Raw genomic sequence first — 19512 nt, forward strand, 5'->3', positions numbered from 1 at the left:
TGATCAAAATGCGCGCTTTGTGCCTGCGTGCAACGCTGGTCGCAGCCCCGGGGGCAGTCGCCCCCGACCCCCACACCCCTCTTAGGAGTGACCTTTCATGGGCATCTCAGACCAGTTCAAGGACAAGGCGCAGGAGCTCGCGGAGCAGGCGAAGCAGAAGGCCGGCAAGGGCGACCCGTCGCAGCGCACGCAGCGCGGCCGCGAAGAGGCCCCCGAGCGCGGGCGGCCGGGCCGTGAGCAAGGCGGCCGTCCCGAGGAGGCCGTGCGCGAGCGTGGCGAGGACGCCATGCGCGACCGTCGCGACAGGCTCGAGGACTACGACGCCTGACGAGGCGCCGTAGCAGGGCTGCGGACGAGGGGCGCACTCGCAATACGGCGGGTGCGCCCTTTCCGTGGGCCGGGGGCGGCGGTTCAGCTTTCGTAGACCGCCGTCACCGGCGCATGGTCCGACCAGCGCTCGCCGTGCGTCGCCGCCCTCTCCACCCAGGCCTTCACCGCGCGCTTCGCCAGACCGGCCGTCGCCACCTGGTAGTCGATGCGCCAGCCCGTGTTGTTGTCGAAGGCGCGTCCGCGGTAGGACCACCAGGTGTACGGGCCCTCCTGATCGGGATGCAGGGCGCGGACCACGTCCACGTACTCCGCCTCGTCGAAGACGCGGCCGAGCCACTCCCGTTCCTCCGGCAGGAAGCCGGAGTTCTTCTTGTTGCCCTTCCAGTTCTTGAGGTCGGCCTCGCGGTGGGCGATGTTCCAGTCACCGCAGACGACGACCTCACGGCCGTCCGCCGCCGCGCGGTCCCGCAGCTCCTTCAGGTAGGGAAGGAACTCGCCCATGAAGCGCGTCTTCTCGTCCTGCCGCTCGGTGCCCACCTCGCCGGACGGCAGATAGAGGCTCGCGACCGTGACGCCGGGAAGGTCGGCCTCGACATACCGTCCGCTGCCGTCGAACTCGCTCGAGCCGAATCCGATCCGCACCGCGTCAGGTTCGCGCCGCGTGTAGAGGGAGACGCCGGCCCGGCCCTTCGCCTCGGCCGGCGCGTGCACCGTGAACCAGCCCTCGGGGTCGCGCACGTCGGCGGGGAGCTGATCCGCCGAGGCGCGTACTTCCTGGAGGCAGATCGCGTCGGCGCTGGTCGTGGCCAGCCACTCGACGAAGCCCTTCTTGGCGGCGGCCCGGAGACCGTTCACGTTCACGGAGGTCACGGTGAGCAAAACATGCTCCAAAGGTTCAAGAGCGGCGTGAGACTGCCGACGCGCTGTCGGAGGTCACGGTGAGCATCCCGGCACCATACCGGCCGAGAGCGTTCGCATACACGTACGCTTCTGGGCATGCATGTCAGAACTACGGGCTTCGACCACCCCGATGCTGTGAAGCTCAACGACCAGGTCCAGCTCGAATACGTGGAGCGTTACGGGGACGGAGACGGTGACGCCACACCGCTCGACGCCTCGATGTTCGTCCCGCCGAGTGGCCTGTATCTCATCGCGTACGACGTCGAGGACCGCCCCGTCGCGTCCGGCGGCTGGCGCACCCAGGACGAGAACCCGGAGGGGTACTCGGACGGGGACGCCGAGCTCAAGCGCATGTACGTGATACCCGAGGCGCGCGGCCTGGGCCTCGCCCGCCGCATCCTCGCCCTCCTCGAGGACGACGCCCGCGGCGCGGGCCGGACCCGCATGGTCCTGGAGACCGGGGACATGCAGCCGGAGGCGATCGCCCTCTACACCTCCAGCGGCTATCTGCCGTGTGCCAAATTCGGCCACTACCGCGAGTACAAGAGCAGCCTCTGCATGGCCAAGCCTTTGACGCGCCCCTGACATAGTCACGGGTTTCGTGGCACTCTGCCTCACGCACGTCGATCCGCACAGCCCTGTCCCCCCCAACCCGCCCGGGTCATCTCACGGGCGGGCACGGCAGAAGGAGACATGCGTGAGACGCCACCGCTTTGCCGCCTCGGTCCTCACCGCCGTCGGCGCCCTGCTCGCCGGGGCACTGTCCGCCACGTCCGCGGACGCCGCCCCCTCCCCCTCACCCGCACCCACGTCCTTCGCCCCGAAGGCGGCGGCCAAGGGCTTCTGGACCGCCGAGCGCATGCGCGGCGCCACGCCGCTCGACCTCGTCCGCGCCACCCCCGGCTCCTTCACGGCACCCGTCCCGGGCGGCCAGGAGGCCGTCGTGGGGCCGACCTCCTTCCCCCAGGCCGGCGGCCCGTGGACAGGCGGCGGCGCGGTGGTGAAGACGTCCGGCCGGGTCTTCTTCACCTTTGGGGGCCGTACGGCCTCCTGCTCCGGCAACTCGGTCACCAGCCGGAACGGCAGCACGGTCATCACCGCCGGCCACTGCGTGAAGTACCAGGGCTCCTGGCACACCAACTGGGTCTTCGTCCCCGGCTATGACAACGGCCAGGCTCCGTACGGTCAGTGGAGCGCGACGAAGATCCTCGCCACGGACCAGTGGGCCGCGAGCGAGGACATCAACTACGACGTCGGCGCCGCCGTCGTCGCCCCGCTGAACGGCCGGACCCTCGCCGAGACGGTCGGGGCACAGGGCCTGAAGTTCAACGGCGGCTACAACAAGCCGATGTACGCCTTCGGCTTCCCGGCGGCCGACCCGTACGACGGCAGCAAACTCATCCACTGCAGCGGCAACAGCTCGAAGGACTTCCTCTTCTCCAAGGACCACAGCCTCGGCTGCAACATGACCGGCGGCTCCAGCGGCGGCCCCTGGTTCGAGTCCTTCGACGAGGCCACCGGCACGGGCCTGCAGACGTCGGTGAACAGCTTCGGCTACACGTTCCTGCCGAACCGGATGTTCGGCCCGTACTTCGGCAACGAGGCGAAGGCGGTCTACGACAAGGCCCAGGCCTCCTGATGCGGTGAGGCGCCGCCGCCCGACCGGCGAACGAGCAGGGGCCCGGGCAACGGTCACCGGTCCGGCCCCAGTTGCGACGCTCGGCTGCTCCGCCGGCGGCGAAAGCTCCAGCAATGGCGAGAGCCCCAGTCGGACGAATCCGACTGGGGCTCTCAGCTGCGGTGGACCTGTGGGGATTTGAACCCCAGACCCCCTCGATGCGAACGAGGTGCGCTACCAGACTGCGCCACAGGCCCTTGCAACGAGTGAAACTCTAGCATCCCGATCGGGGTGCTTGGAAATCCGTTCCGGCGCTGGTCACCCGGCCGGTCACCAGCGCCGTCCCGGTGTGCGGCGTCACTCGTTGGCGGCGCGCGGCCGGTCCTCGTCCGCGTACTGGTCGAAGAGCGGCGTCCGGCCGCGGTCGCGGGTACGACGCTGCTGGGGCGTGCGGCGACCCGAAGGCGCCTCGGCAGGCGGACCGGGGGTCTCGCGCTGCGGCGGAACCGGCTCGGCCGTCGAGGAACGGGCGGCGCTCCAGGTCTCCGGGTCGCTGACGTCCACGCCGCTCGAGGCGCGCGGCGCCACCGGCGCGGTGACGTACGTAGGCAGTGGGACCGGGACCGGCTCCCAGCTGTCGCCGGTCGCCGGACCGCGCTGACGCTGCTGGTCCACCCACTCCGCGTGGTCGGTCTGCTCGACCAGCGCCCGGCGGCCCGCCTCCTGCGGGGAGAGCTTCGGCTCGAGCTCGGGCTCGGCGTGCGCCGGCGGCTCCTCGGCCGGCTCGGCCGTCGCCGCCGCCTGGTGGCGGCGAGGATGGTTCTCGCGCAGCCGCTGCGCCGCGGCTTCCGCGCGCCGCCGGTCCATCGTGAAGGCGAAGCGCCGCCGCTCCTGGGCGCGCATCTGCATGATGTAGACGCTGAGGAGCACCGCCGGGGCGGCCGGCGCCCACAGGAAACCGAGCCCGCCGACCGCCGCGGCGATCGTGCCGAGGGTGAAGGCGAGGAAGAGGACCGTGGTCGTCCGTCTGCGACGGGCGAGGACCCTGCTGCGCCGGGCGCGCTCCGCGGCGGCCCGATCGGGCCGCTGACGCGGTGCGGAGCGCCGGGCCGGGATCCGGCCGGCGGGCCGGTCCTTCACCTCGGCGCTGTCGGGCGCGTCCTGCCGGATTTCGGTGCGGGGCGCGGCGAAGGCCCGGACGTCCACGGAACTCAAACGATCCGTGTCGGCATCCGGGTCCACGTCGTGCTCGGGCTGCTCGGCGGTGCGTTCCCGCAGCTCCTTGGCGTACCGGCGCTCCATCGCCGCTCGTCCGGACAGGAGCCGGATGGCGGTGGAGAAGCGTTCCGTCGGACGGGCTTCGTTCAGCTCGTCCTGCCTGCGGAGCCACATCGGCACCAAGTAGGCGGCCCAGGCCCCGACGATGACTGCGTAGATGAGGCCGCTGCTGCTCACGCAACACACCGTAGAGGGATTTGCACAAGAGCATCCGCCAATTGGCCCGGTGTGTCGCACGATCTGGCTGATATCACGGACTTTTTTTGTGATTGTTCAGACCGCTTCCGGCCCACGGCGATCAATTTCGAACACTTATTTTATTTCTCTGGCCGTTCCGGGTCGTGCCTGGTGCCAGCGGCGGAGCAGCCCCTCCGGCACCTCCTCGGCGGTGAGCGCAAAGACGAGATGGTCGCGCCAAGCGCCGTCGATGTGGAGATAGCGGGGTCGCATCCCCTCTTCCCGGAATCCGAGTTTCTCGACGACCCGGCGGCTCGGCCCGTTCTCGGGCCGAATGCAGACCTCCATCCGGTGCAGTCCGACGGCGCGGAAGCAATGGTCCACGGCGAGGGCGACAGCCGTCGGCATGACGCCGCGGCCCGCGACACCCCGGTCGACCCAGTAGCCGACATGGCCCGAGCACATCGAGCCCCAGGTGATCCCGGCCACGGTCAGCTGGCCGACGAGCCTGCCCTGGTACTCGATCACGAACGGCAGCATCCGGCCCGCGCTCGCCTCCGCGCGCAGGTGGCGGACCATCTGCCGGTAGGTCGGGCGCTGGATGGCCGGCCCCCCGGGCGTGGGCGGCGGGATCGTCGCCTCCCAGGGGCGCAGCCAGTCGCGGTTGCGCCGGTTGACCTCGCGCCAATTCCGATGGTCGCGCAGTTTTATCGGGCGGAGGGTGACATCACCGTCCACCAGGACGACCGGCCAGGTGGCGTTCATGACGGTCTGGGATGGTCGCCGCCGCGCAGCTGGTCGACGGCGTGGCGAAGGATCTGCTCCAGCACGGCGAGCCCGTCCCGTACGCCCCCGGTGGAGCCCGGGAGGTTGACGATCAGGGTCCGGCCGGCGACTCCCGCGACGCCTCGCGACAGTACGGCGGTGGGGACCTTTTCGCGCCCGTACGCACGGATCGCCTCGGGGATGCCGGGGACCTCGTGGTCCAGCAGGGCGCGGGTGACGTCGGGGGTGCGGTCGGTCGGCGAGACACCGGTACCGCCGGTGGTGACGATCACGTCGTACCGCTCGGCGACTCCCTCGCGCAGCGCCTCACCGACCGGGTCGCCGTCGGGGACGATCCGCGGGCCGTCGACGGCGAAGCCGAGCGCGGTGAGCTTCTCGGCGATGATCGGGCCGCCCTTGTCCTCGTACACACCGGCAGAAGCGCGGTTGGAGGCGGTGACCACGAGCGCTCGGTACGGGGCCGTGGCGTGGGCGGCGGTCATGCGTGCGCTCCTTCTGCTCCCTCGCGTCCCTCGCGGGTCCAGTCGCCGGACTTGCCGCCGGTCTTCTCCTCGACGCGGATGTCCGTGATGACCGCCGCCTTGTCGACGGCCTTCACCATGTCCACGACGGTGAGAGCGGCGACAGAGACCGCCGTCAGGGCTTCCATCTCGACGCCCGTGCGGTCGGTCGTCTTCACCGTGGCGGCAATCTCGACCGCGTCGTCGGCGACGAGAAGGTCGAGCTTCACGCCGGAGACGGCGAGGGGATGACAGAGCGGGATGAGGTCCGGCGTGCGCTTCGCGCCCATGATCCCGGCGATCCGCGCCGTGGCGAGCGCGTCGCCCTTGGGGACGCCCTCGCCGCGGAGCAGCTCCACGACGTGCGGCGAGACCAGCACGCGGCCAGTGGCTCGCGCGGTGCGGGCGGTGACGTCCTTCCCGGATACGTCGACCATGCGGGCCGCCCCCGCCTCGTCGATGTGCGTCAGCCTGCCGTGCGTGCTCATGTGCGCCTGTGCTCCCGGTCCGGTCCCGTCAGGGCCTGTGTGGTCAGACACGCTACCGCCACAGGGGGCCGGTCAGCCCAGGAGGACCACTCCTACCTCCGCCCCGGGCTCCACCGACGTGTCGGCCTCCGGGACGACGATCAGGCAGTCGGCGTGCGCGAGCGCCGCGACGAGGTGGGAGCCGGAGCCGCCCACAGGGGTGACGCTGCCGGACTGCGCGTCGTACTTGCCGCGGAGGAACTGGCGCTTACCGGCCGGGGAACTCAGCGCCCCGTCGGCCTTGAGAACGGCGCGGGCCGTGGGCCGGTGCACGTCCGGCAGGCCCATCAGGGCCCGGATCGCCGGGCGGACGAAGAGCTCGAAGGAGACGTACGACGAGACCGGGTTGCCGGGCAGGGCCAGCAGCGGCGTGCGCTCCGGGCCGATGGAGCCGAAGCCCTGGGGCTTGCCCGGCTGCATGGCGAGCTTGCGGAAGTCGATCCCACTGCCCGGCTCGTCCTCATCGCCGACCGGCGAGAGCGCCTCCTTGACCACGTCGTACGCTCCGACGCTCACGCCGCCCGTGGTCACCAGCAGATCGGCGCGGATCAGCTGGTCTTCGATGGTGGCGCGCAGGGTCTGCGCGTCGTCGGTGACGGCGCCGACCCGGTAGGCGAGCGCACCGGCGTCCCGTGCGGCGGCGGCGAGCGCGAAGCTGTTGGAGTCGTAGATCCGGCCCTCGGTCAACTCCTCACCGGGCTGGACCAGTTCGCTGCCGGTGGACAGGACGACCACGCGCGGTCGGGGGCGGACACGAACCGTGCCGCGGCCGATCGCGGCGAGCAGGCCGATCTGCGGCGGCCCGAGGACGGTGCCCGCGGCCAACGCCAGGTCGCCCGACTGCACGTCGCTGCCACGGGCGCGCACATGGGCGCGCTCCGCGACCGGCCGGTGGACGCGGACCTCGCCGCTCGCGCCCTCCGGCGCCTCGCCGGCGGGGCGCATCGTCTGCGCCGCTCCCCCGCCGCTGCCGCCGTCGGTCCACTCGACGGGGACCACGGCCTCGGCGCCGGGTGGCAGAGGTGCTCCGGTCATGATGCGCGCGGCCTGGCCGGGTTCGACGGTGGGCAGCCCCTCGCTGCCGGCCGCGACGTCGCCGATGACGGTGAGGACGGCGGGGGACTTCTCCGTGGCGCCCGCGACATCGGCGACCCGGACCGCGTAACCGTCCATGGAGCTGTTGTCGAACGGCGGCAGGGCGACAGGGACGGTGACGTCCTCCATGAGGACACAGCCCTGCGCGTCGGGCAGCTGCATCTCGATGGGGTCGAGCGGCCGGATCGCGCCGAGAATGTCCTCCAGGTGGTCGTCCACCGACCAGGTCGCACTGCTCACTTGTCCTGCATCTCCTCGGTCACGAAACTGCGAAGCCAGTCCCGGAACTCCGGGCCCAGGTCTTCACGTTCGCATGCGAGTCGGACAATGGCACGCAGATAGTCGCCACGGTCGCCGGTGTCATAGCGGCGGCCCTTGAAGACCACGCCGTGGACCGGGCCGCCGGCCCGCTCGTTCTCCGCGAGCTTCTGGAGGGCGTCGGTGAGCTGGATCTCGCCGCCGCGGCCCGGCTCCGTCTCGCGCAGTATCCCGAAGACCGCCGGGTCCAGGACGTAGCGGCCGATGATCGCCAGGTTGCTCGGCGCCTCTGCCGGGTCGGGCTTCTCCACCAGGTCGGTGATCTTGACGACGTCACTCTCGCCTGTGGGCTTCACGGCGGCGCAGCCGTAGAGGTGGATCTGGGCCGGGTCGACCTCCATCAGCGCGATGACGCTGCCGCCCTCGCGTTCCTGGATCTCGACCATGCGCGCGAGCAGGGGGTCGCGGGGATCGATCAGGTCGTCGCCGAGGAGGACCGCGAACGGCTGGTCACCGACGTGCGGCGCCGCGCACAGCACGGCGTGACCGAGGCCGCGCGGGTCGCCCTGGCGCACATAGTGCATGGTGGCGAGGTCGCTGGACTCCTGGACCTTGGCGAGCCGTCCGGCGTCGCCCTTGCGGGAGAGCGCCTCCTCCAGCTCGTAGTTGCGGTCGAAGTGGTCCTCGAGCGGGCGCTTGTTACGACCCGTGATCATGAGCACGTCGGAGAGGCCGGCCGAAACCGCCTCCTCGACGACGTACTGGATCGCGGGCTTGTCGACCACAGGCAGCATCTCTTTGGGAGTGGCTTTCGTGGCAGGCAGGAACCGGGTACCGAGGCCTGCGGCAGGGATGACAGCCTTGCTGATCCTGGAGTGCGACTGAGTCATGCGCAGCAGCCTATCCGTTGAGTATGGGCGGAAGATGATGCTCCGGTTAACTTCATCCGCATAACGACGTGTACGAGAGGTTTACAGGCGGGCGATGAGCAGTGACATGTCGGAAAAAGGTGAGCTTCGCGCCGAACTCCTCGGCGCTCGGCGGCTTCTGTCCTCCCAAGACGTCCAGGACACCGCCGTGGTTCTCGCGCGCCACGCCCTGGAGCTTCCGGAGTTGGCCGACGCCGGCACCGTCGCGGCCTACGTCTCCGTCGGGAGTGAGCCCGGCACGCGCGCGCTGCTCGACGCGCTGCGCGCCAGGGGCGTGCGCGTCCTGCTCCCGGTGCTGCTGGCCGACAACGACCTGGACTGGGGCGTCTACCGGGGGCCGAACCACCTCGAGCGGGCCGGGCGCGGCCTGCTCGAGCCCGACGGTGAGCGGCTCGGCCCGGACGCCGTCGCCACGGCGGACGCCGTGCTGCTGCCGGGGCTCGCGGTGGACGCCGGCGGCATGCGGCTCGGCCGCGGCGGCGGCTCGTACGACCGCGTCCTGGCCCGTCTCGTGGCGGCCGGGGCGGACCCCGCCCTGCTGGTGCTCCTCTATGCGAACGAGGTGGTCGCGCGGGTCCCCGTGGAACCGCACGACCACCCCGTGCACGCAGTCGTGACGCCCGAGGGCGTCAGGCGCTTTACGGAGCCGACTCACCCGCGGGCATGAGCATGAGGGTGTCGACGGACTTCGCCGACACCGCGGCCGGGCTGTAGGCCCAGTCCAGCAACTCGCCGTTCGCCCACTTGTCGGTCTGGTCGGTGTAGTGCCCGTTGTAGGCATGGCCCGACGCTCCGGTGAGGTTGATCCACCGCGACTCGTCCCACTCGCCGACGTTGACGACCATCCGCATCGACGGGACCCACACGACCTCGTAGCCGCCCGCCGCGTTCCACCCGGTCGCGTTGACCGCGGCCTCGCCGCCGCCGACGTTCCACGGGCCGCGGTTGAGCATGAACTGCAGGAAGCCCGGTCCCTCGGTGCCCAGTGTCTGGTTCTTCAGCGTGAGCTGGTGCAGACGGCCCCAGCTCCAGCTGGAGACGTCCTTGCCGAGCTTTGCGGTCAGCTCCCAGCGGGCGTCGTCCATGGCGCGGCCCAGGAGCTCGTCGCGGGTGTCGGTCGCCTTCTCCGTGCGGGTCTTGGGCGCCTGCCACCAGGCGTTGTCCTCGTCCTTCAGAAGCCGGCGGACCACCTCGAACCAGCGGTCGCCGCCGTCCGGCTGCGCCGATTCGCCGTCCCGCTGGCCGCACTCGCGCACCCGCTCCTCGAGGTCGTCGTCCGGGCCCGTGCTGTCGGCCGGCCGGACGCTGAGGCACTCGCCCTCGACGCGCAGCTCCTTGGGAAGCTTGTTGCCGAACGCCAGCTTGAGGACGTTGCGCCACACGGCGTTGAAGTACGCGGCGGCGCCGGAGTCGGGCTCCTGCGTGTAGTCCCAGCCCTCGAGCAGCCTCTGCGCCTCGCGCACATACGGGTCGGAGATGTCGATCTTCAGCAGGTAGGGCGTGAGCAGCTTGGCGATCTCACTGCTGTTGTCCATCTGCATGGTCCGCATGTCTTCGGTCGAGATCTTGCCGCCGCCCTGGATCTTCGACTCGACGAGGTCGTTGATCCGCTGGCTGCGGGCGCCGTACCCGTAGTCCTTGGTGATCAGATACGGGTACTTCTCGGCGTCGACGACGGCCTGGTTGGCGGTGACGATGTAGCCGCGCTCCGGGTTGTACTCGTACGGCAGCTGGCCGAAGGGGACGTAGCCCTTCCACTTGTACTTGGGGTCCCAGCCGGGCGCGGGCGTCGAGCCGTCGCCCTCGGCGCGGACCGGGATCCTGCCGGGGGCCTGGTAGCCGATGTTGCCCTTGGTGTCGGCGTAGATGAGGTTCTGCGAGGGCACGTCGAACTTCTGCGAGGCCGTGCGGAAGCTCTGGAAGTCCTTGGCCCGGTTGAGCTCGAAAACGGCGTCCATGGTGTTGCCGGGCTGGAGGGCGGTCCACTGCAGGGCGACTCCGTAGCCGGCGCCGCGGTCGGGTGCCGCGTTGGAGACGGGGGCCTTCTCGCCGACCTGCTCCAGCTCTTCGCTGCGGTCGGAGACCAGGGGGCCGTGTTCTGTGGAGCGGACCCTGATCGTCTTGCTGGCGCCGCCCGCGACCTTGATGATCTCGTCGCGGGCGGTCAGCTTCTTCTCCTCGTCACCGACGAGGTAGCTGTCGCCGGTGAGCTTCTCGAGGTACAGGTCGGTGACGTCGGCGCCGAGGTTGGTGAAGCCCCAGGCGATGTCCTGGTTGTGGCCGATTATCACGCCCGGCATGCCGGAGAAGGTGTATCCCGCGACGTCGTACTGGCAGGCCGGGGAGGCCTTACGGCAGTGCAGGCCCATCTGGTACCAGAGCGAGGGCAGCTGGGGCGCGAGGTGCGGGTCGTTCGCCAGCAGGGGCTTGCCGGTGGTCGTGTTCTTCCCGGCGACGACCCAGGAGTTGGAGCCGATGCCGTTGCCGCTGGGGCCCAGCAGCGCCGGGATGGCGTCGACGGTGTCGGAGAGCGCCGACAACTGCGAGTTCAGCCCGGAGCCCGCGCCGGGCCCGCCGGTGCCGGTGCCGGTGCCCGAGCCGCTGCCGGTGTCAGTGCCCGAGCCCGAGTCGGTGCCGGTGCCGGTGCCTGTGCCGGTGCCGGTGCCGGTGCCGGTGCCGGTTGAGCCGTCGTCGAGGTCGGAGGGCTTGGCGGCCGGGTCGAACTTGCCGGTGACCTGGCTGATGCCGCCCTCCTGCACGATCGGCTTGTTGCGGTCGAAGGGATAGGACGGGTAGAGGTCCTTGATCTGCTTCTCGCTCAGCCTGCTCGTGAGCAGCGAGCGGTCGATCTCGTCCTCGATGTTCCCGCGCAGGTCCCAAGCCATGGCCTTGAGCCAGGCCACCGAGTCGACCGGCGTCCACGGCTCGGGCTGGTAGTCGACGGTGAAGGACAGCGCCGCGTACTCGACCGAGATCTCCTCGGCGGAGCGGCCCTTGAGGTAGGCGTTGACGCCGTCCGCGTACGCCTTCAGGAACTTCTTCGTCTCGGGCGAGAGCTTGGTGTCGTACTCCTGCTGCGCGACGCGGCGCCAGCCGAGCGTGCGGAGGAAGGCGTCCGTCTCGACCTGCCCCGAGCCGAACATCTCGGAGAGCCGGCCGGACGTCATGTGACGGCGGACGTCCATCTCCCAGAAGCGGTCCTGCGCCTGGACGAAGCCCTGGGCGCGGAACAGGTCCTCGTCGCTGTCCGCGTAGATCTGCGGGATGCCGTGGTCGTCGCGTTTGACCTCGACGCGGCCGCTCAGCCCTGCGAGTTGGATCGACCCGGTGGTCTGCGGGAAAGAGGCACGCACCGTACTGATGCTCCAGTACGCCCCGAAGCCGACGCCCGCGACGAGCGCCAGCACCAGGACGAGCACGAGCAGGCGGGCGCGTCGCCCCTTCTTCTTCTTGGGGGAAGAGGCGGTTGTGTTGGCGGGCATCGCTGTCCTTCGAGGGGCAGGGTGGTCCTGGGAATGCAGAGGCAACTCTAGGCGCAGCTCCCGACCGGCCCTGACGCGGCATCCACAAGGCACCAGCCGCCTACAGACAAACAGATCATCACACCGTCAAGGAAACGTTAAAGATTAGGTAAGGTAACGAAGTGTCGCCCCCGGTATGAGGATCCGGCTGCAGGGCGCGAGGGGAAGGATCGGCCACTGACTGTCCACCAGCTCAACGAACTCCTGCTCATCTGCTCGCTCGTTCTGCTCGTCGCCGTGGCGGCCGTGCGCGTCTCCTCGCGCAGCGGTCTGCCCAGCCTGCTGCTGTATCTCGGCATCGGCATCGCGATGGGTCAGGACGGCCTGCTCGACGTCAAGTGGGACAACGCCGAACTGACGCAGGTGATCGGCTACGCCGCGCTCGTGGTGATCCTGGCCGAAGGTGGACTGGGCACGAAGTGGAAAGAGGTCAAACCCGCGCTGCCGGCGGCAGCCGCCCTGGCAACGGTCGGTGTCGCCGTGAGCGTGGGTGTCACGGCTGCCGCCGCCCACTATCTGGTGGGGCTCGAGTGGCAGCCGGCCCTGATCGTCGGCGCGGTGGTCTCCTCGACGGACGCCGCGGCAGTCTTCTCCGTGCTGCGCAAGGTGCCGCTGCCGTCCCGGGTGACGGGAGCACTGGAGGCGGAGTCCGGTTTCAACGACGCCCCCGTGGTGATCCTGGTCGTGGCGTTCTCGTCGACCGGGCCGATGGACTCCTGGTACACGCTGGTCGGCGAGATCGTGCTGGAACTGGCGATCGGCGCGGCCGTCGGACTGGCGACCGGCTGGCTCGGCGCCTTCGGCCTGCGACGGGTCGCGCTGCCCGCCTCCGGCCTCTACCCGATCGCGGTCATGGCGATCGCGGTCGTGGCGTACGCCGCCGGCGCCATGGCGCACGGCAGCGGCTTCCTCGCCGTCTACCTCGCCTCGATGGTGCTGGGGAACTCGAAGCTGCCGCACGCACCGGCCAACCGCGGCTTCGCCGAGGGTCTCGGCTGGCTCGCCCAGATCGGTATGTTCGTCCTGCTCGGTCTGCTCGTGACGCCCCACGAACTTCTCCGCGACTTCTGGCCCGCCGTGGTGGTCGGCCTGATGCTGACTGTGGTGGCGAGGCCGGTCGGGGTGTTCATCAGCCTGCTCCCCTTCCGGATTCCGTGGCAGGAGCAGGTTCTGATGTCGTGGGCGGGCCTACGCGGCGCGGTGCCCATTATTTTCGCGACGATCCCCATGGTCTCCGGCGTCGAGGGCAACGACCGGATCTTCAACATCGTGTTCGTCCTGGTCGTCGTCTACACCCTGGTCCAGGGGCCGACGCTGCCCTGGCTGGCGAAACGGCTGCGGCTCGGTGGCCCGACGGAGGCGGCCGACCTCGGCATCGAGTCCGCGCCGCTGGAGCGGCTCCGCGGGCACCTGCTCTCGGTCGCGATCCCCCAGGGATCGCGGATGCACGGCGTGGAGGTTGCGGAGCTGCGGCTTCCGCCTGGTTCCGCGGTCACCCTCGTCGTACGGGAAGGCAAGAGTTTCGTGCCGCTGCCCTCAACGGTGCTGCGCCATGGGGACGAGCTTCTTGTGGTGGCGACCGACCCCGTACGGGACGCGGCGGAACAGCGGCTGCGGGCGGTCGCCCAAGGCGGAAAGCTCGCGGGCTGGCTGGGCACCGGAGGCACCATCCGTCGTCGGTCCATGTGATCCCAGGAACAGACGGCGCCCCTCCAGCCCTTTCCCAGGGATGGGCAGCAACATTGCCTGTACCATGAAGGCACACTGATCGACCAACTCTGCCTGACGCAGAGCTGGCGCGACCGTATGGCGGCCGCGGAGTCCCCCGCAGTGGACCCCGGTATCTACCGCAGTTCAGCGCAAGAGGACAGCTCTCGGCGGCTCCCGTACATCCAGGGGAGCGCTACCAGGCGGCAGAAAGGCAAGGACCGTGGTGTCCACGGTCACCTCTGGCAAGCGACCTGGTTACGGGCAACTGCTCCGCACCCCTGGCGCTTGGACATTCCTGCTTCCCGGGTTCGCCGCCCGGCAGCCCTTCGCGATGCTCACCATCGGCATCGTCCTGCTCATCCAGCACACCACCGGCTCGTACGGCAGCGCAGGCGCCGTCGCCGCCGTGACCGGTGTGTCGATGGCACTGTTCGCGCCGCAGAGCGGCAAGCTCGCCGACCGCTTCGGCCAGCGCGCGGTGCTGATCCCCGGCGTTCTCGTGCACACGGCCTCGGGTGCCGCGCTCACCGCTCTGGCACTCGCAGGCGCGCCCTTGTGGGCGCTGTTCGCGGCGGCCGTGCCGACGGGTGCCTCGGTGCCGCAGGTCGGCCCGATGGTGCGGGCCCGCTGGGCGGCGCGACTGCAGGGCTCGCCTCTGATGTCGACCGCCGCGGCCTTCGAGTCCGTGACGGACGAGTTCACGTTTGTCGTCGGTCCGGTCCTGGCCACCGCCCTGTGCACCGGCGTCCACCCGGCCGCCGGCCTGATCGCGGAGTCCTCACTCACCCTGGTCGGCGGACTGCTCTTCGCCGCCCAGCACCGCACTCAGCCCGCCCACGGCCGGACCCTCACCGACCCGGACTCGAAGCGCACCTCGGCGCTGCCCGTGCCGGGCGTGCGGGTCCTGGCGGTCGCCTTCCTCGGCATCGGCGCGGTCTTCGGCGGTATGCAGGTCTCACTGACAGCCTTCACCGAGGAGATCGGGCAGCCCGGCATGAACGGTCTGCTGTACGGCCTGTTCGCCGCCGGCAACATGCTCGCCGGCGTCGCGGTCGGCGCCATCGCATGGAAGAGCGGACCGCGCCGCCGGCTGCTGCTCGGCTACGCGGGCCTGACCCTCGCCGCGTCCCTGTTGTGGACCGCCCACTCCGTCGTACTGCTCGGCACGCTCGGCCTGGTCGTCGGCCTGTTCATCGCGCCCGCCCTGATCACGGGCTACACGCTCGTCGAGTCGCTGGTGCCCGCATCAGGTCGTACCGAGGCCTTCACCTGGCTGACCGGCGCGGTGGCGCTGGGCCAGGCGGCGGCTGTGACGGTGGCCGGACGGCTGGCCGACGGCTACGGCGCGAGCGCCGGATTCGCCGTGCCGCTGGTGGGCACCGCGCTCGCCCTGGCCACCCTCGTGGCTCTGCGTTCGCGGCTGTCGCCGAGCGCCCCTGGACGGGTCGCCGCGCGTGGGATCGGTCACCGAGTGCCTGTGACGGTGGACTGATCCAGCGGAATACGTCAGTATGGAACGTCGTTAGCACTCATCGAGTGAGAGTGCCAGGAGGAAGACAGTGCCGACCTACCAGTACCAGTGCACCCAATGCGGCGAGGGCCTCGAGGCGGTGCAGAAGTTCACCGACGACGCCTTGACCGTATGCCCCAGCTGCGACGGACGCCTGAAGAAGGTGTTCTCCGCGGTCGGCATCGTCTTCAAGGGCTCCGGCTTCTACCGCAACGACAGCCGCGGCTCGTCGTCGAGCAGCTCGCCCGCGTCGACGTCCTCGACGACGAACACGAAGTCGTCGTCGGACTCGAAGGCTGCGACATCGTCGGCCTCCGCTTCCACGGCGTCCTCCTCCTCGTCGTCGAGCGCATCGAGCGCATCCGGCTCCGCCGCCTGACTCTTACGTTTCAAGGACCCCGCCGCAGCAGCACCGTCGGCGGGGTCCTCGGCATGTGCGGCTGCGGCTACTGTGATCGCCATGGCGACCAATTCGAACGCAAGCGAAGCGGCCGGACCGGCGGAGATCGGCGTGATCGGCGGCTCGGGTCTCTACTCGTTCCTGGAAGACGTCACCGAGCTCCAGGTCGAGACTCCGTACGGCCCGCCCAGCGACTCGCTGTTCCTCGGGAACATCGCGGGCCGACGGGTCGCCTTCCTGCCACGACACGGGCGCGGCCACCATCTGCCGCCGCACCGCATCAACTACCGCGCCAACCTGTGGGCCCTGCGGTCCGTCGGCGCCCGTCAGGTGCTGGCGCCGTGCGCGGTCGGGGGCCTGCGGCCGGAGTACGGACCCGGCACGCTGCTCGTCCCCGACCAGTTCGTCGACCGCACCAAGGCGCGCACGCAGACGTACTTCGACGGCCTGCCGCTGCCGGACCGGACGGTGCCCAACGTGGTGCATGTGTCGCCGGCCGATCCGTACTGCCCGCGGGGGCGCAGGACCGTGCTCGCGGCGGCACGTGGGCGCGAGTGGGAGCCGGTCGACGGCGGGACGCTCGTGGTCGTCGAAGGGCCCCGGTTCTCCACACGCGCCGAATCCCGGTGGCACGCGGCGATGGGCTGGTCGGTGGTCGGCATGACCGGACATCCGGAGGCCGTCCTCGCCCGTGAACTGGAGCTCTGCTACACGTCGATCACGCTGGTCACGGACCTGGACGCGGGAGCGGAGGCCGGCGAGGGCGTCTCGCACGAAGAGGTGCTCAAGGTGTTCGCGGCCAACGTGGACCGGCTGCGGGGCGTGCTGTTCGACGCGGTGGCCGGACTGCCGGCGAACGAGGACCGCGACTGCTCGTGCGGCCGTGCGCTGGCGGGCATCGATCCGGGCATCCAGCTTCCGTAGGGCTGATGCCGCAGGGCCGGTTCCGTAGGCCCGATGCGGCAGGGCCGCGCATCGCTCGCGCGGGTGAGCGAGTTGTCCACATGTGGCGGTGTGTCCACAGGGCTCAGCGGCACGGCGACGGAACGTGGATCGTGAGGAGCGGTCGGTCGCGGGCACAGGGCCCGGGCCACTCCTCCTGACAGGCGGTGCGCGGCATGTCCCTTCTTCCTCCGACCCCTCCCCCTTCTCCCGCGCCGGAGCCTCTGGGCGTACCGCCGTTCCCCCCGTTGCGGGTCCGCGGCGGGGCGCAACGGCTGAGGCGTGCCGTGTGGCGGCAGCGACGCACGCTGGCGGCGGGGCTGGCCGTGACGGCCGCGGCGCTGGCCGCATCGACCGCCCGGGGGGCGGACGCCCCGGGCGGCCCGGCGGGTCCGGAGCCCCGGGGTGGACCGGGCACATTGGCAGCCGCGGCTCCGGGGCACGAGCGGCGGCCGGCGGCCGAGTTGGTGTCCGCTCCCGTACGGATCGCCGACGCCGCCACCGTGCGGCTGCTGCAGCCGGGAGACCGTGTTGACGTCATCGCGGCGGGCAACACGCCCGCTGGTGAGGGTTCGGAGGCGAAGGTCGTGGCATCCGGGGTCCGGGTGGCGGAAGTTCCGGATCCACGGGAGGCTTCTCCGGACGACGGCGCCCTGGTGGTTCTGTCCGTGCCGCGTGCGACGGCGGCCGAGTTGGCGGGCGCCGGCGCGACGTCCCGGCTGGCGGTGACGGTGTGCTGACTCGTACCGGTGACGGCGCGCCGACTCGTACTGACGTGTCGTCACGTCATCTCTGGGCGGGGGGCGATTGGACACGGTGGGCGGGCGCTGCCATAGGTTGCGAGGCAGTCCCCCTCCCCTACTGCATGTGCGAAAAGAGGCTCATTCGTGAGCGAGAAGAAGCCGAGCGTCCTCGAAGGATTCAAGGCGTTCCTGCTCCGCGGCAACGTGATCGACCTCGCGGTCGCGGTCGTCATCGGTGCCGCCTTCACGAACATCGTGAACGCGGTGGTGAAGGGCGTGATCAATCCCCTGGTCGGAGCGTTCGGCACGAAGGACCTGGACGCTTACAGCTCCTGCCTGAAGGACCCGTGCAGGCTCGGCCCCAACGGCGAGATGCAGGGCATCCAGATCATGTGGGGGTCCGTGCTCGGTGCGACCCTCCAGTTCCTGATCACGGCGGCCGTCGTCTACTTCCTCATGGTGCTGCCGATGTCGAAGTACCTCGCCCGTCGTGCCGCCGCGCAGAAGGCGAAGGAGGGCGTGCAGGAGACGCTCGAGGTGACCGAGCTGGAGGTACTGAAGGAGATCCGCGACGCCCTGGTGGCGCAGCGCGGCACCGGCGCGGCGAGTTCCGGGGGCGCCGGCACACCGGGCACGCCAGGACCCGACCACGATCGCTGAGGCGGCCCCCGGTTCCATGGAGTTCAGCCGTCCCATGGAGTTCAGCTCCGGCCCACGGAGCTCAGATGTGGTGGGGCGGCTTCTCGTCGAGGAAGCGCGCAAGATCGGCGGCGCTGTCGCCACTCGCCGGAGCCCGCTCACCCCACCCGCGGTCCGTATCGTCCGCGGACTGCTGGTCCAGCGGATCGTCGAAGATCAGCTTCGGCTTGGGGCTGTTTCCGGGCTGCTTCGCATCTCGCGGGCCGGGGGCGGGGGCGGTGCTCATATCTCCAGGGTACGGCGGCGGGCAGGCGGGTGTGCAGCGGCCGGTTCGGCGCGGACCTCACCGCCGCGGGTACGGCGCAGGCCCCGCCCCCGCCGCTACGGCGCAGGTGCCACCGACGCCGGGACGGCGCGGACCGCGCCGATCCGCCCTTGTGTTCGGCTCCCCCAACTACCCTGACGGACATGGTCGTTATGAAGAGGGTTGAGGGGCCTGCCGACGGGCTCACGGATGTGGCGGGCCTGCGGGTCGGCCATGCGCAGGTCGATGGCGACGGTGCGCTCAGCGGCACCACCGTCGTCCTCGCGCCCGAGGGCGGAGTGGTCGCCGCCGTCGACGTCAGAGGCGGAGGACCCGGCACCCGGGAGACCGACGCGTTGGATCCGCGCAATGTCGTCCAGCGCATCGAGGCGGTCGTGCTGACCGGGGGCAGCGCGTACGGGCTCGAGTCGGCTGCCGGGGTGATGGCGTGGCTGGAGGAGCAGGGCCGGGGCGTGCGGGTCGGCCCGGACCCGTCCCAGGTCGTGCCGGTCGTACCGGCGGCGTGCGTCTTCGACCTGGGGCGCGGCGGCGACTGGCACGCCAGGCCGAACGCCTCGACCGGTCGTGCGGCGGTGGAGGCGGCGGCCGCCACCGATGAGGGCGCACCGGTCGAGCAGGGGGCCGTGGGCGCGGGGACCGGTGCGGTGATCGGGCACTTCAAGGGCGGGATCGGCACGGCGAGCATCGTGCTCGACTCGGGTGTCACCGTCGCCGCGCTGGTCGTGGCGAACGCGGTGGGATCCGCTCTCGACCCCGAAACGGGAACGCTGTACGGCGAATTGGTCACCGAAGGGGCGGACCGCGCGACGCGCCCCTCCCCCGCGGTCCACGCCGCCGCCCAGCTGCGGCTCGCAGAGGCGCGGGAGAAGAACGGACTTCCGCCGCTGAACACCACGCTCGCCGTCGTCGCCACCGACGCCGACCTCACCCGCGCGCAGGCGCACAAGCTCGCCGGGACGGCGCACGACGGCATCGCGCGCGCCGTGCGGCCCGTGCATCTCCTCAACGACGGCGACACGGTGTTCGCCCTGGCCACGGGCGTGACCGCCCTGGACGCCGGCCAACCGCTCGCGCTCAACGATGTGCTGGCCGCGGGCGCGGACATGGTGACCCGGGCGATCGTGAAGGCGGTACGGGCGGCGGAAAGCGTCACCGGACCGGGCGGCAGCTTCCCCTCGTACGGGGAGTTGTACGGCGCAGACTGACCGGGGCGAACGAGTTGGGGCGCGCGGGGAACTTCTTCCACGCGCCCCTTCGTTTTACCCAACCCAGAAGCACATTGTCCGACCGAAGCGCTACTTTTAGCAATCACCAAGTGACTTGC

20 protein-coding genes and 1 tRNA gene are annotated in these 19512 nt (G+C 70.6%); 11 read left to right on the forward strand and 10 right to left on the reverse strand.

The annotated features are described in order from the left end of the window. Positions 1-97: 97 nt before the first annotated feature. The gene (locus ACIQ7Q_RS15595; protein WP_403861032.1) at positions 98-328 is read left to right on the forward strand and encodes a hypothetical protein; all 231 of its coding nucleotides are present in this window, start codon (positions 98-100) and stop codon (positions 326-328) included. A gap of 83 nt (positions 329-411) precedes the next feature. Here ACIQ7Q_RS15595 and ACIQ7Q_RS15600 read toward each other — a convergent pair whose 3' ends face one another. After that, positions 412-1209: an exodeoxyribonuclease III gene (locus ACIQ7Q_RS15600; protein ID WP_403861035.1), complete on the reverse strand. Its 798-nt coding sequence runs from the start codon at positions 1207-1209 to the stop codon at positions 412-414. Between the two features lie 117 nt (positions 1210-1326). Between ACIQ7Q_RS15600 and ACIQ7Q_RS15605 the strand changes: the two genes are divergently transcribed. After that, entirely contained in the window at positions 1327-1815 is a 489-nt protein-coding gene (locus ACIQ7Q_RS15605; RefSeq protein WP_403861038.1) for a GNAT family N-acetyltransferase, read from the forward strand. Between the two features lie 112 nt (positions 1816-1927). Beyond that, the gene (locus ACIQ7Q_RS15610) at positions 1928-2869 is read left to right on the forward strand and encodes a trypsin-like serine peptidase (RefSeq protein ID WP_403861041.1); all 942 of its coding nucleotides are present in this window, start codon (positions 1928-1930) and stop codon (positions 2867-2869) included. 162 nt (positions 2870-3031) lie between these two features. Here the strand turns inward: ACIQ7Q_RS15610 and ACIQ7Q_RS15615 are convergent. The 7 genes from ACIQ7Q_RS15615 to galU all read right to left on the reverse strand — a co-directional run bounded on the left by ACIQ7Q_RS15615 (position 3032) and on the right by galU (position 8359). Beyond that, positions 3032-3105: transfer RNA gene (locus ACIQ7Q_RS15615), tRNA-Ala, on the reverse strand. Between the two features lie 100 nt (positions 3106-3205). Next, entirely contained in the window at positions 3206-4303 is a 1098-nt protein-coding gene (gene glpR, locus ACIQ7Q_RS15620; protein ID WP_403861044.1) for a gephyrin-like molybdotransferase receptor GlpR, read from the reverse strand. Positions 4304-4438: 135 nt separating this feature from the next. Continuing rightward, complete coding sequence (locus tag ACIQ7Q_RS15625) at positions 4439-5068, reverse strand: GNAT family N-acetyltransferase (protein ID WP_403861047.1); 630 nt, start codon at positions 5066-5068, stop codon at positions 4439-4441. Next, complete coding sequence (locus ACIQ7Q_RS15630; protein ID WP_403861049.1) at positions 5065-5571, reverse strand: molybdenum cofactor biosynthesis protein B; 507 nt, start codon at positions 5569-5571, stop codon at positions 5065-5067. The genes ACIQ7Q_RS15625 and ACIQ7Q_RS15630 overlap by 4 nt, the downstream gene beginning before the upstream one ends. Beyond that, a complete protein-coding gene (moaC, locus tag ACIQ7Q_RS15635; protein WP_403861052.1) occupies positions 5568-6077 on the reverse strand; it encodes a cyclic pyranopterin monophosphate synthase MoaC in 510 nt (169 codons plus the stop codon). Before moaC ends, ACIQ7Q_RS15630 begins: the two co-directional genes overlap by 4 nt. Positions 6078-6149: 72 nt before the next feature. Further along, positions 6150-7451, reverse strand: a complete 1302-nt coding sequence (gene glp / locus ACIQ7Q_RS15640) for a gephyrin-like molybdotransferase Glp (RefSeq protein ID WP_403861055.1) — start codon at positions 7449-7451, stop codon at positions 6150-6152. After that, on the reverse strand, positions 7448-8359 hold the full coding sequence (galU, locus tag ACIQ7Q_RS15645; protein WP_403861058.1) for a UTP--glucose-1-phosphate uridylyltransferase GalU: 912 nt from the start codon (positions 8357-8359) through the stop codon (positions 7448-7450). Before galU ends, glp begins: the two co-directional genes overlap by 4 nt. 94 nt (positions 8360-8453) lie before the next feature. Here galU and ACIQ7Q_RS15650 point away from each other — a divergent pair, with 94 nt between their 5' ends. After that, complete coding sequence (locus tag ACIQ7Q_RS15650; protein ID WP_403861061.1) at positions 8454-9065, forward strand: 5-formyltetrahydrofolate cyclo-ligase; 612 nt, start codon at positions 8454-8456, stop codon at positions 9063-9065. On the opposite strand, the gene ACIQ7Q_RS15655 is transcribed toward ACIQ7Q_RS15650, so the two are convergent. Continuing rightward, positions 9037-11880 carry a penicillin acylase family protein gene (locus ACIQ7Q_RS15655; RefSeq protein ID WP_403861064.1) on the reverse strand — a complete coding sequence of 948 codons (2844 nt, stop codon included), beginning with the start codon at positions 11878-11880 and terminating at the stop codon, positions 9037-9039. The genes ACIQ7Q_RS15650 and ACIQ7Q_RS15655 overlap by 29 nt on opposite strands. 216 nt (positions 11881-12096) lie before the next feature. Here ACIQ7Q_RS15655 and ACIQ7Q_RS15660 point away from each other — a divergent pair, with 216 nt between their 5' ends. The 6 genes from ACIQ7Q_RS15660 (at position 12097) to mscL (ending at position 17884) form a co-directional block, all read left to right on the forward strand. Next, positions 12097-13608, forward strand: a complete 1512-nt coding sequence (locus ACIQ7Q_RS15660; RefSeq protein WP_403862136.1) for a potassium/proton antiporter — start codon at positions 12097-12099, stop codon at positions 13606-13608. A 241-nt stretch (positions 13609-13849) separates the two neighbouring features. Then, positions 13850-15121 (forward strand): MFS transporter, encoded by a 1272-nt coding sequence (locus ACIQ7Q_RS15665; protein ID WP_403861067.1) that lies wholly within the window; start codon positions 13850-13852, stop codon positions 15119-15121. Between the two features lie 67 nt (positions 15122-15188). Then, positions 15189-15518 (forward strand): FmdB family zinc ribbon protein, encoded by a 330-nt coding sequence (locus tag ACIQ7Q_RS15670; protein ID WP_403861070.1) that lies wholly within the window; start codon positions 15189-15191, stop codon positions 15516-15518. A gap of 81 nt (positions 15519-15599) precedes the next feature. Next, positions 15600-16463, forward strand: coding sequence for an S-methyl-5'-thioadenosine phosphorylase (locus tag ACIQ7Q_RS15675; RefSeq protein WP_403861073.1), 864 nt, complete (start codon positions 15600-15602; stop codon positions 16461-16463). 437 nt (positions 16464-16900) lie between these two features. Then, complete coding sequence (locus ACIQ7Q_RS15680; RefSeq protein ID WP_403861076.1) at positions 16901-17221, forward strand: RcpC/CpaB family pilus assembly protein; 321 nt, start codon at positions 16901-16903, stop codon at positions 17219-17221. Positions 17222-17368: 147 nt separating this feature from the next. After that, positions 17369-17884 (forward strand): large conductance mechanosensitive channel protein MscL, encoded by a 516-nt coding sequence (gene mscL, locus ACIQ7Q_RS15685; RefSeq protein ID WP_403861079.1) that lies wholly within the window; start codon positions 17369-17371, stop codon positions 17882-17884. A gap of 61 nt (positions 17885-17945) precedes the next feature. Here mscL and ACIQ7Q_RS15690 read toward each other — a convergent pair whose 3' ends face one another. Then, entirely contained in the window at positions 17946-18149 is a 204-nt protein-coding gene (locus tag ACIQ7Q_RS15690) for a hypothetical protein (protein WP_403861082.1), read from the reverse strand. Positions 18150-18340: 191 nt separating this feature from the next. Here ACIQ7Q_RS15690 and ACIQ7Q_RS15695 point away from each other — a divergent pair, with 191 nt between their 5' ends. Next, on the forward strand, positions 18341-19393 hold the full coding sequence (locus tag ACIQ7Q_RS15695) for a P1 family peptidase (RefSeq protein ID WP_403862138.1): 1053 nt from the start codon (positions 18341-18343) through the stop codon (positions 19391-19393). The last annotated feature ends 119 nt before the right edge of the window (positions 19394-19512 follow it).

This window comes from Streptomyces sp. NPDC096176 (assembly GCF_044763255.1).
Taxonomy (GTDB): domain Bacteria; phylum Actinomycetota; class Actinomycetes; order Streptomycetales; family Streptomycetaceae; genus Streptomyces.

Excerpts from the sequence above, each read along its gene's own strand:
- ACIQ7Q_RS15595 (WP_403861032.1), top strand. The coding sequence starts at position 98 with ATGGGCATCTCAGACCAGTTCAAGGACAAGGCGCAGGAGCTCGCGGAG.
- ACIQ7Q_RS15605 (WP_403861038.1), top strand. The coding sequence starts at position 1,327 with ATGCATGTCAGAACTACGGGCTTCGACCACCCCGATGCTGTGAAGCTC.
- ACIQ7Q_RS15625 (WP_403861047.1), bottom strand. The coding sequence starts at position 5,068 with ATGAACGCCACCTGGCCGGTCGTCCTGGTGGACGGTGATGTCACCCTC.
- ACIQ7Q_RS15630 (WP_403861049.1), bottom strand. The coding sequence starts at position 5,571 with ATGACCGCCGCCCACGCCACGGCCCCGTACCGAGCGCTCGTGGTCACC.
- moaC (WP_403861052.1), bottom strand. The coding sequence starts at position 6,077 with ATGAGCACGCACGGCAGGCTGACGCACATCGACGAGGCGGGGGCGGCC.
- galU (WP_403861058.1), bottom strand. The coding sequence starts at position 8,359 with ATGACTCAGTCGCACTCCAGGATCAGCAAGGCTGTCATCCCTGCCGCA.
- ACIQ7Q_RS15650 (WP_403861061.1), top strand. The coding sequence starts at position 8,454 with ATGAGCAGTGACATGTCGGAAAAAGGTGAGCTTCGCGCCGAACTCCTC.
- ACIQ7Q_RS15655 (WP_403861064.1), bottom strand. The coding sequence starts at position 11,880 with ATGCCCGCCAACACAACCGCCTCTTCCCCCAAGAAGAAGAAGGGGCGA.
- ACIQ7Q_RS15675 (WP_403861073.1), top strand. The coding sequence starts at position 15,600 with ATGGCGACCAATTCGAACGCAAGCGAAGCGGCCGGACCGGCGGAGATC.
- ACIQ7Q_RS15690 (WP_403861082.1), bottom strand. The coding sequence starts at position 18,149 with ATGAGCACCGCCCCCGCCCCCGGCCCGCGAGATGCGAAGCAGCCCGGA.
- ACIQ7Q_RS15695 (WP_403862138.1), top strand. The coding sequence starts at position 18,341 with ATGAAGAGGGTTGAGGGGCCTGCCGACGGGCTCACGGATGTGGCGGGC.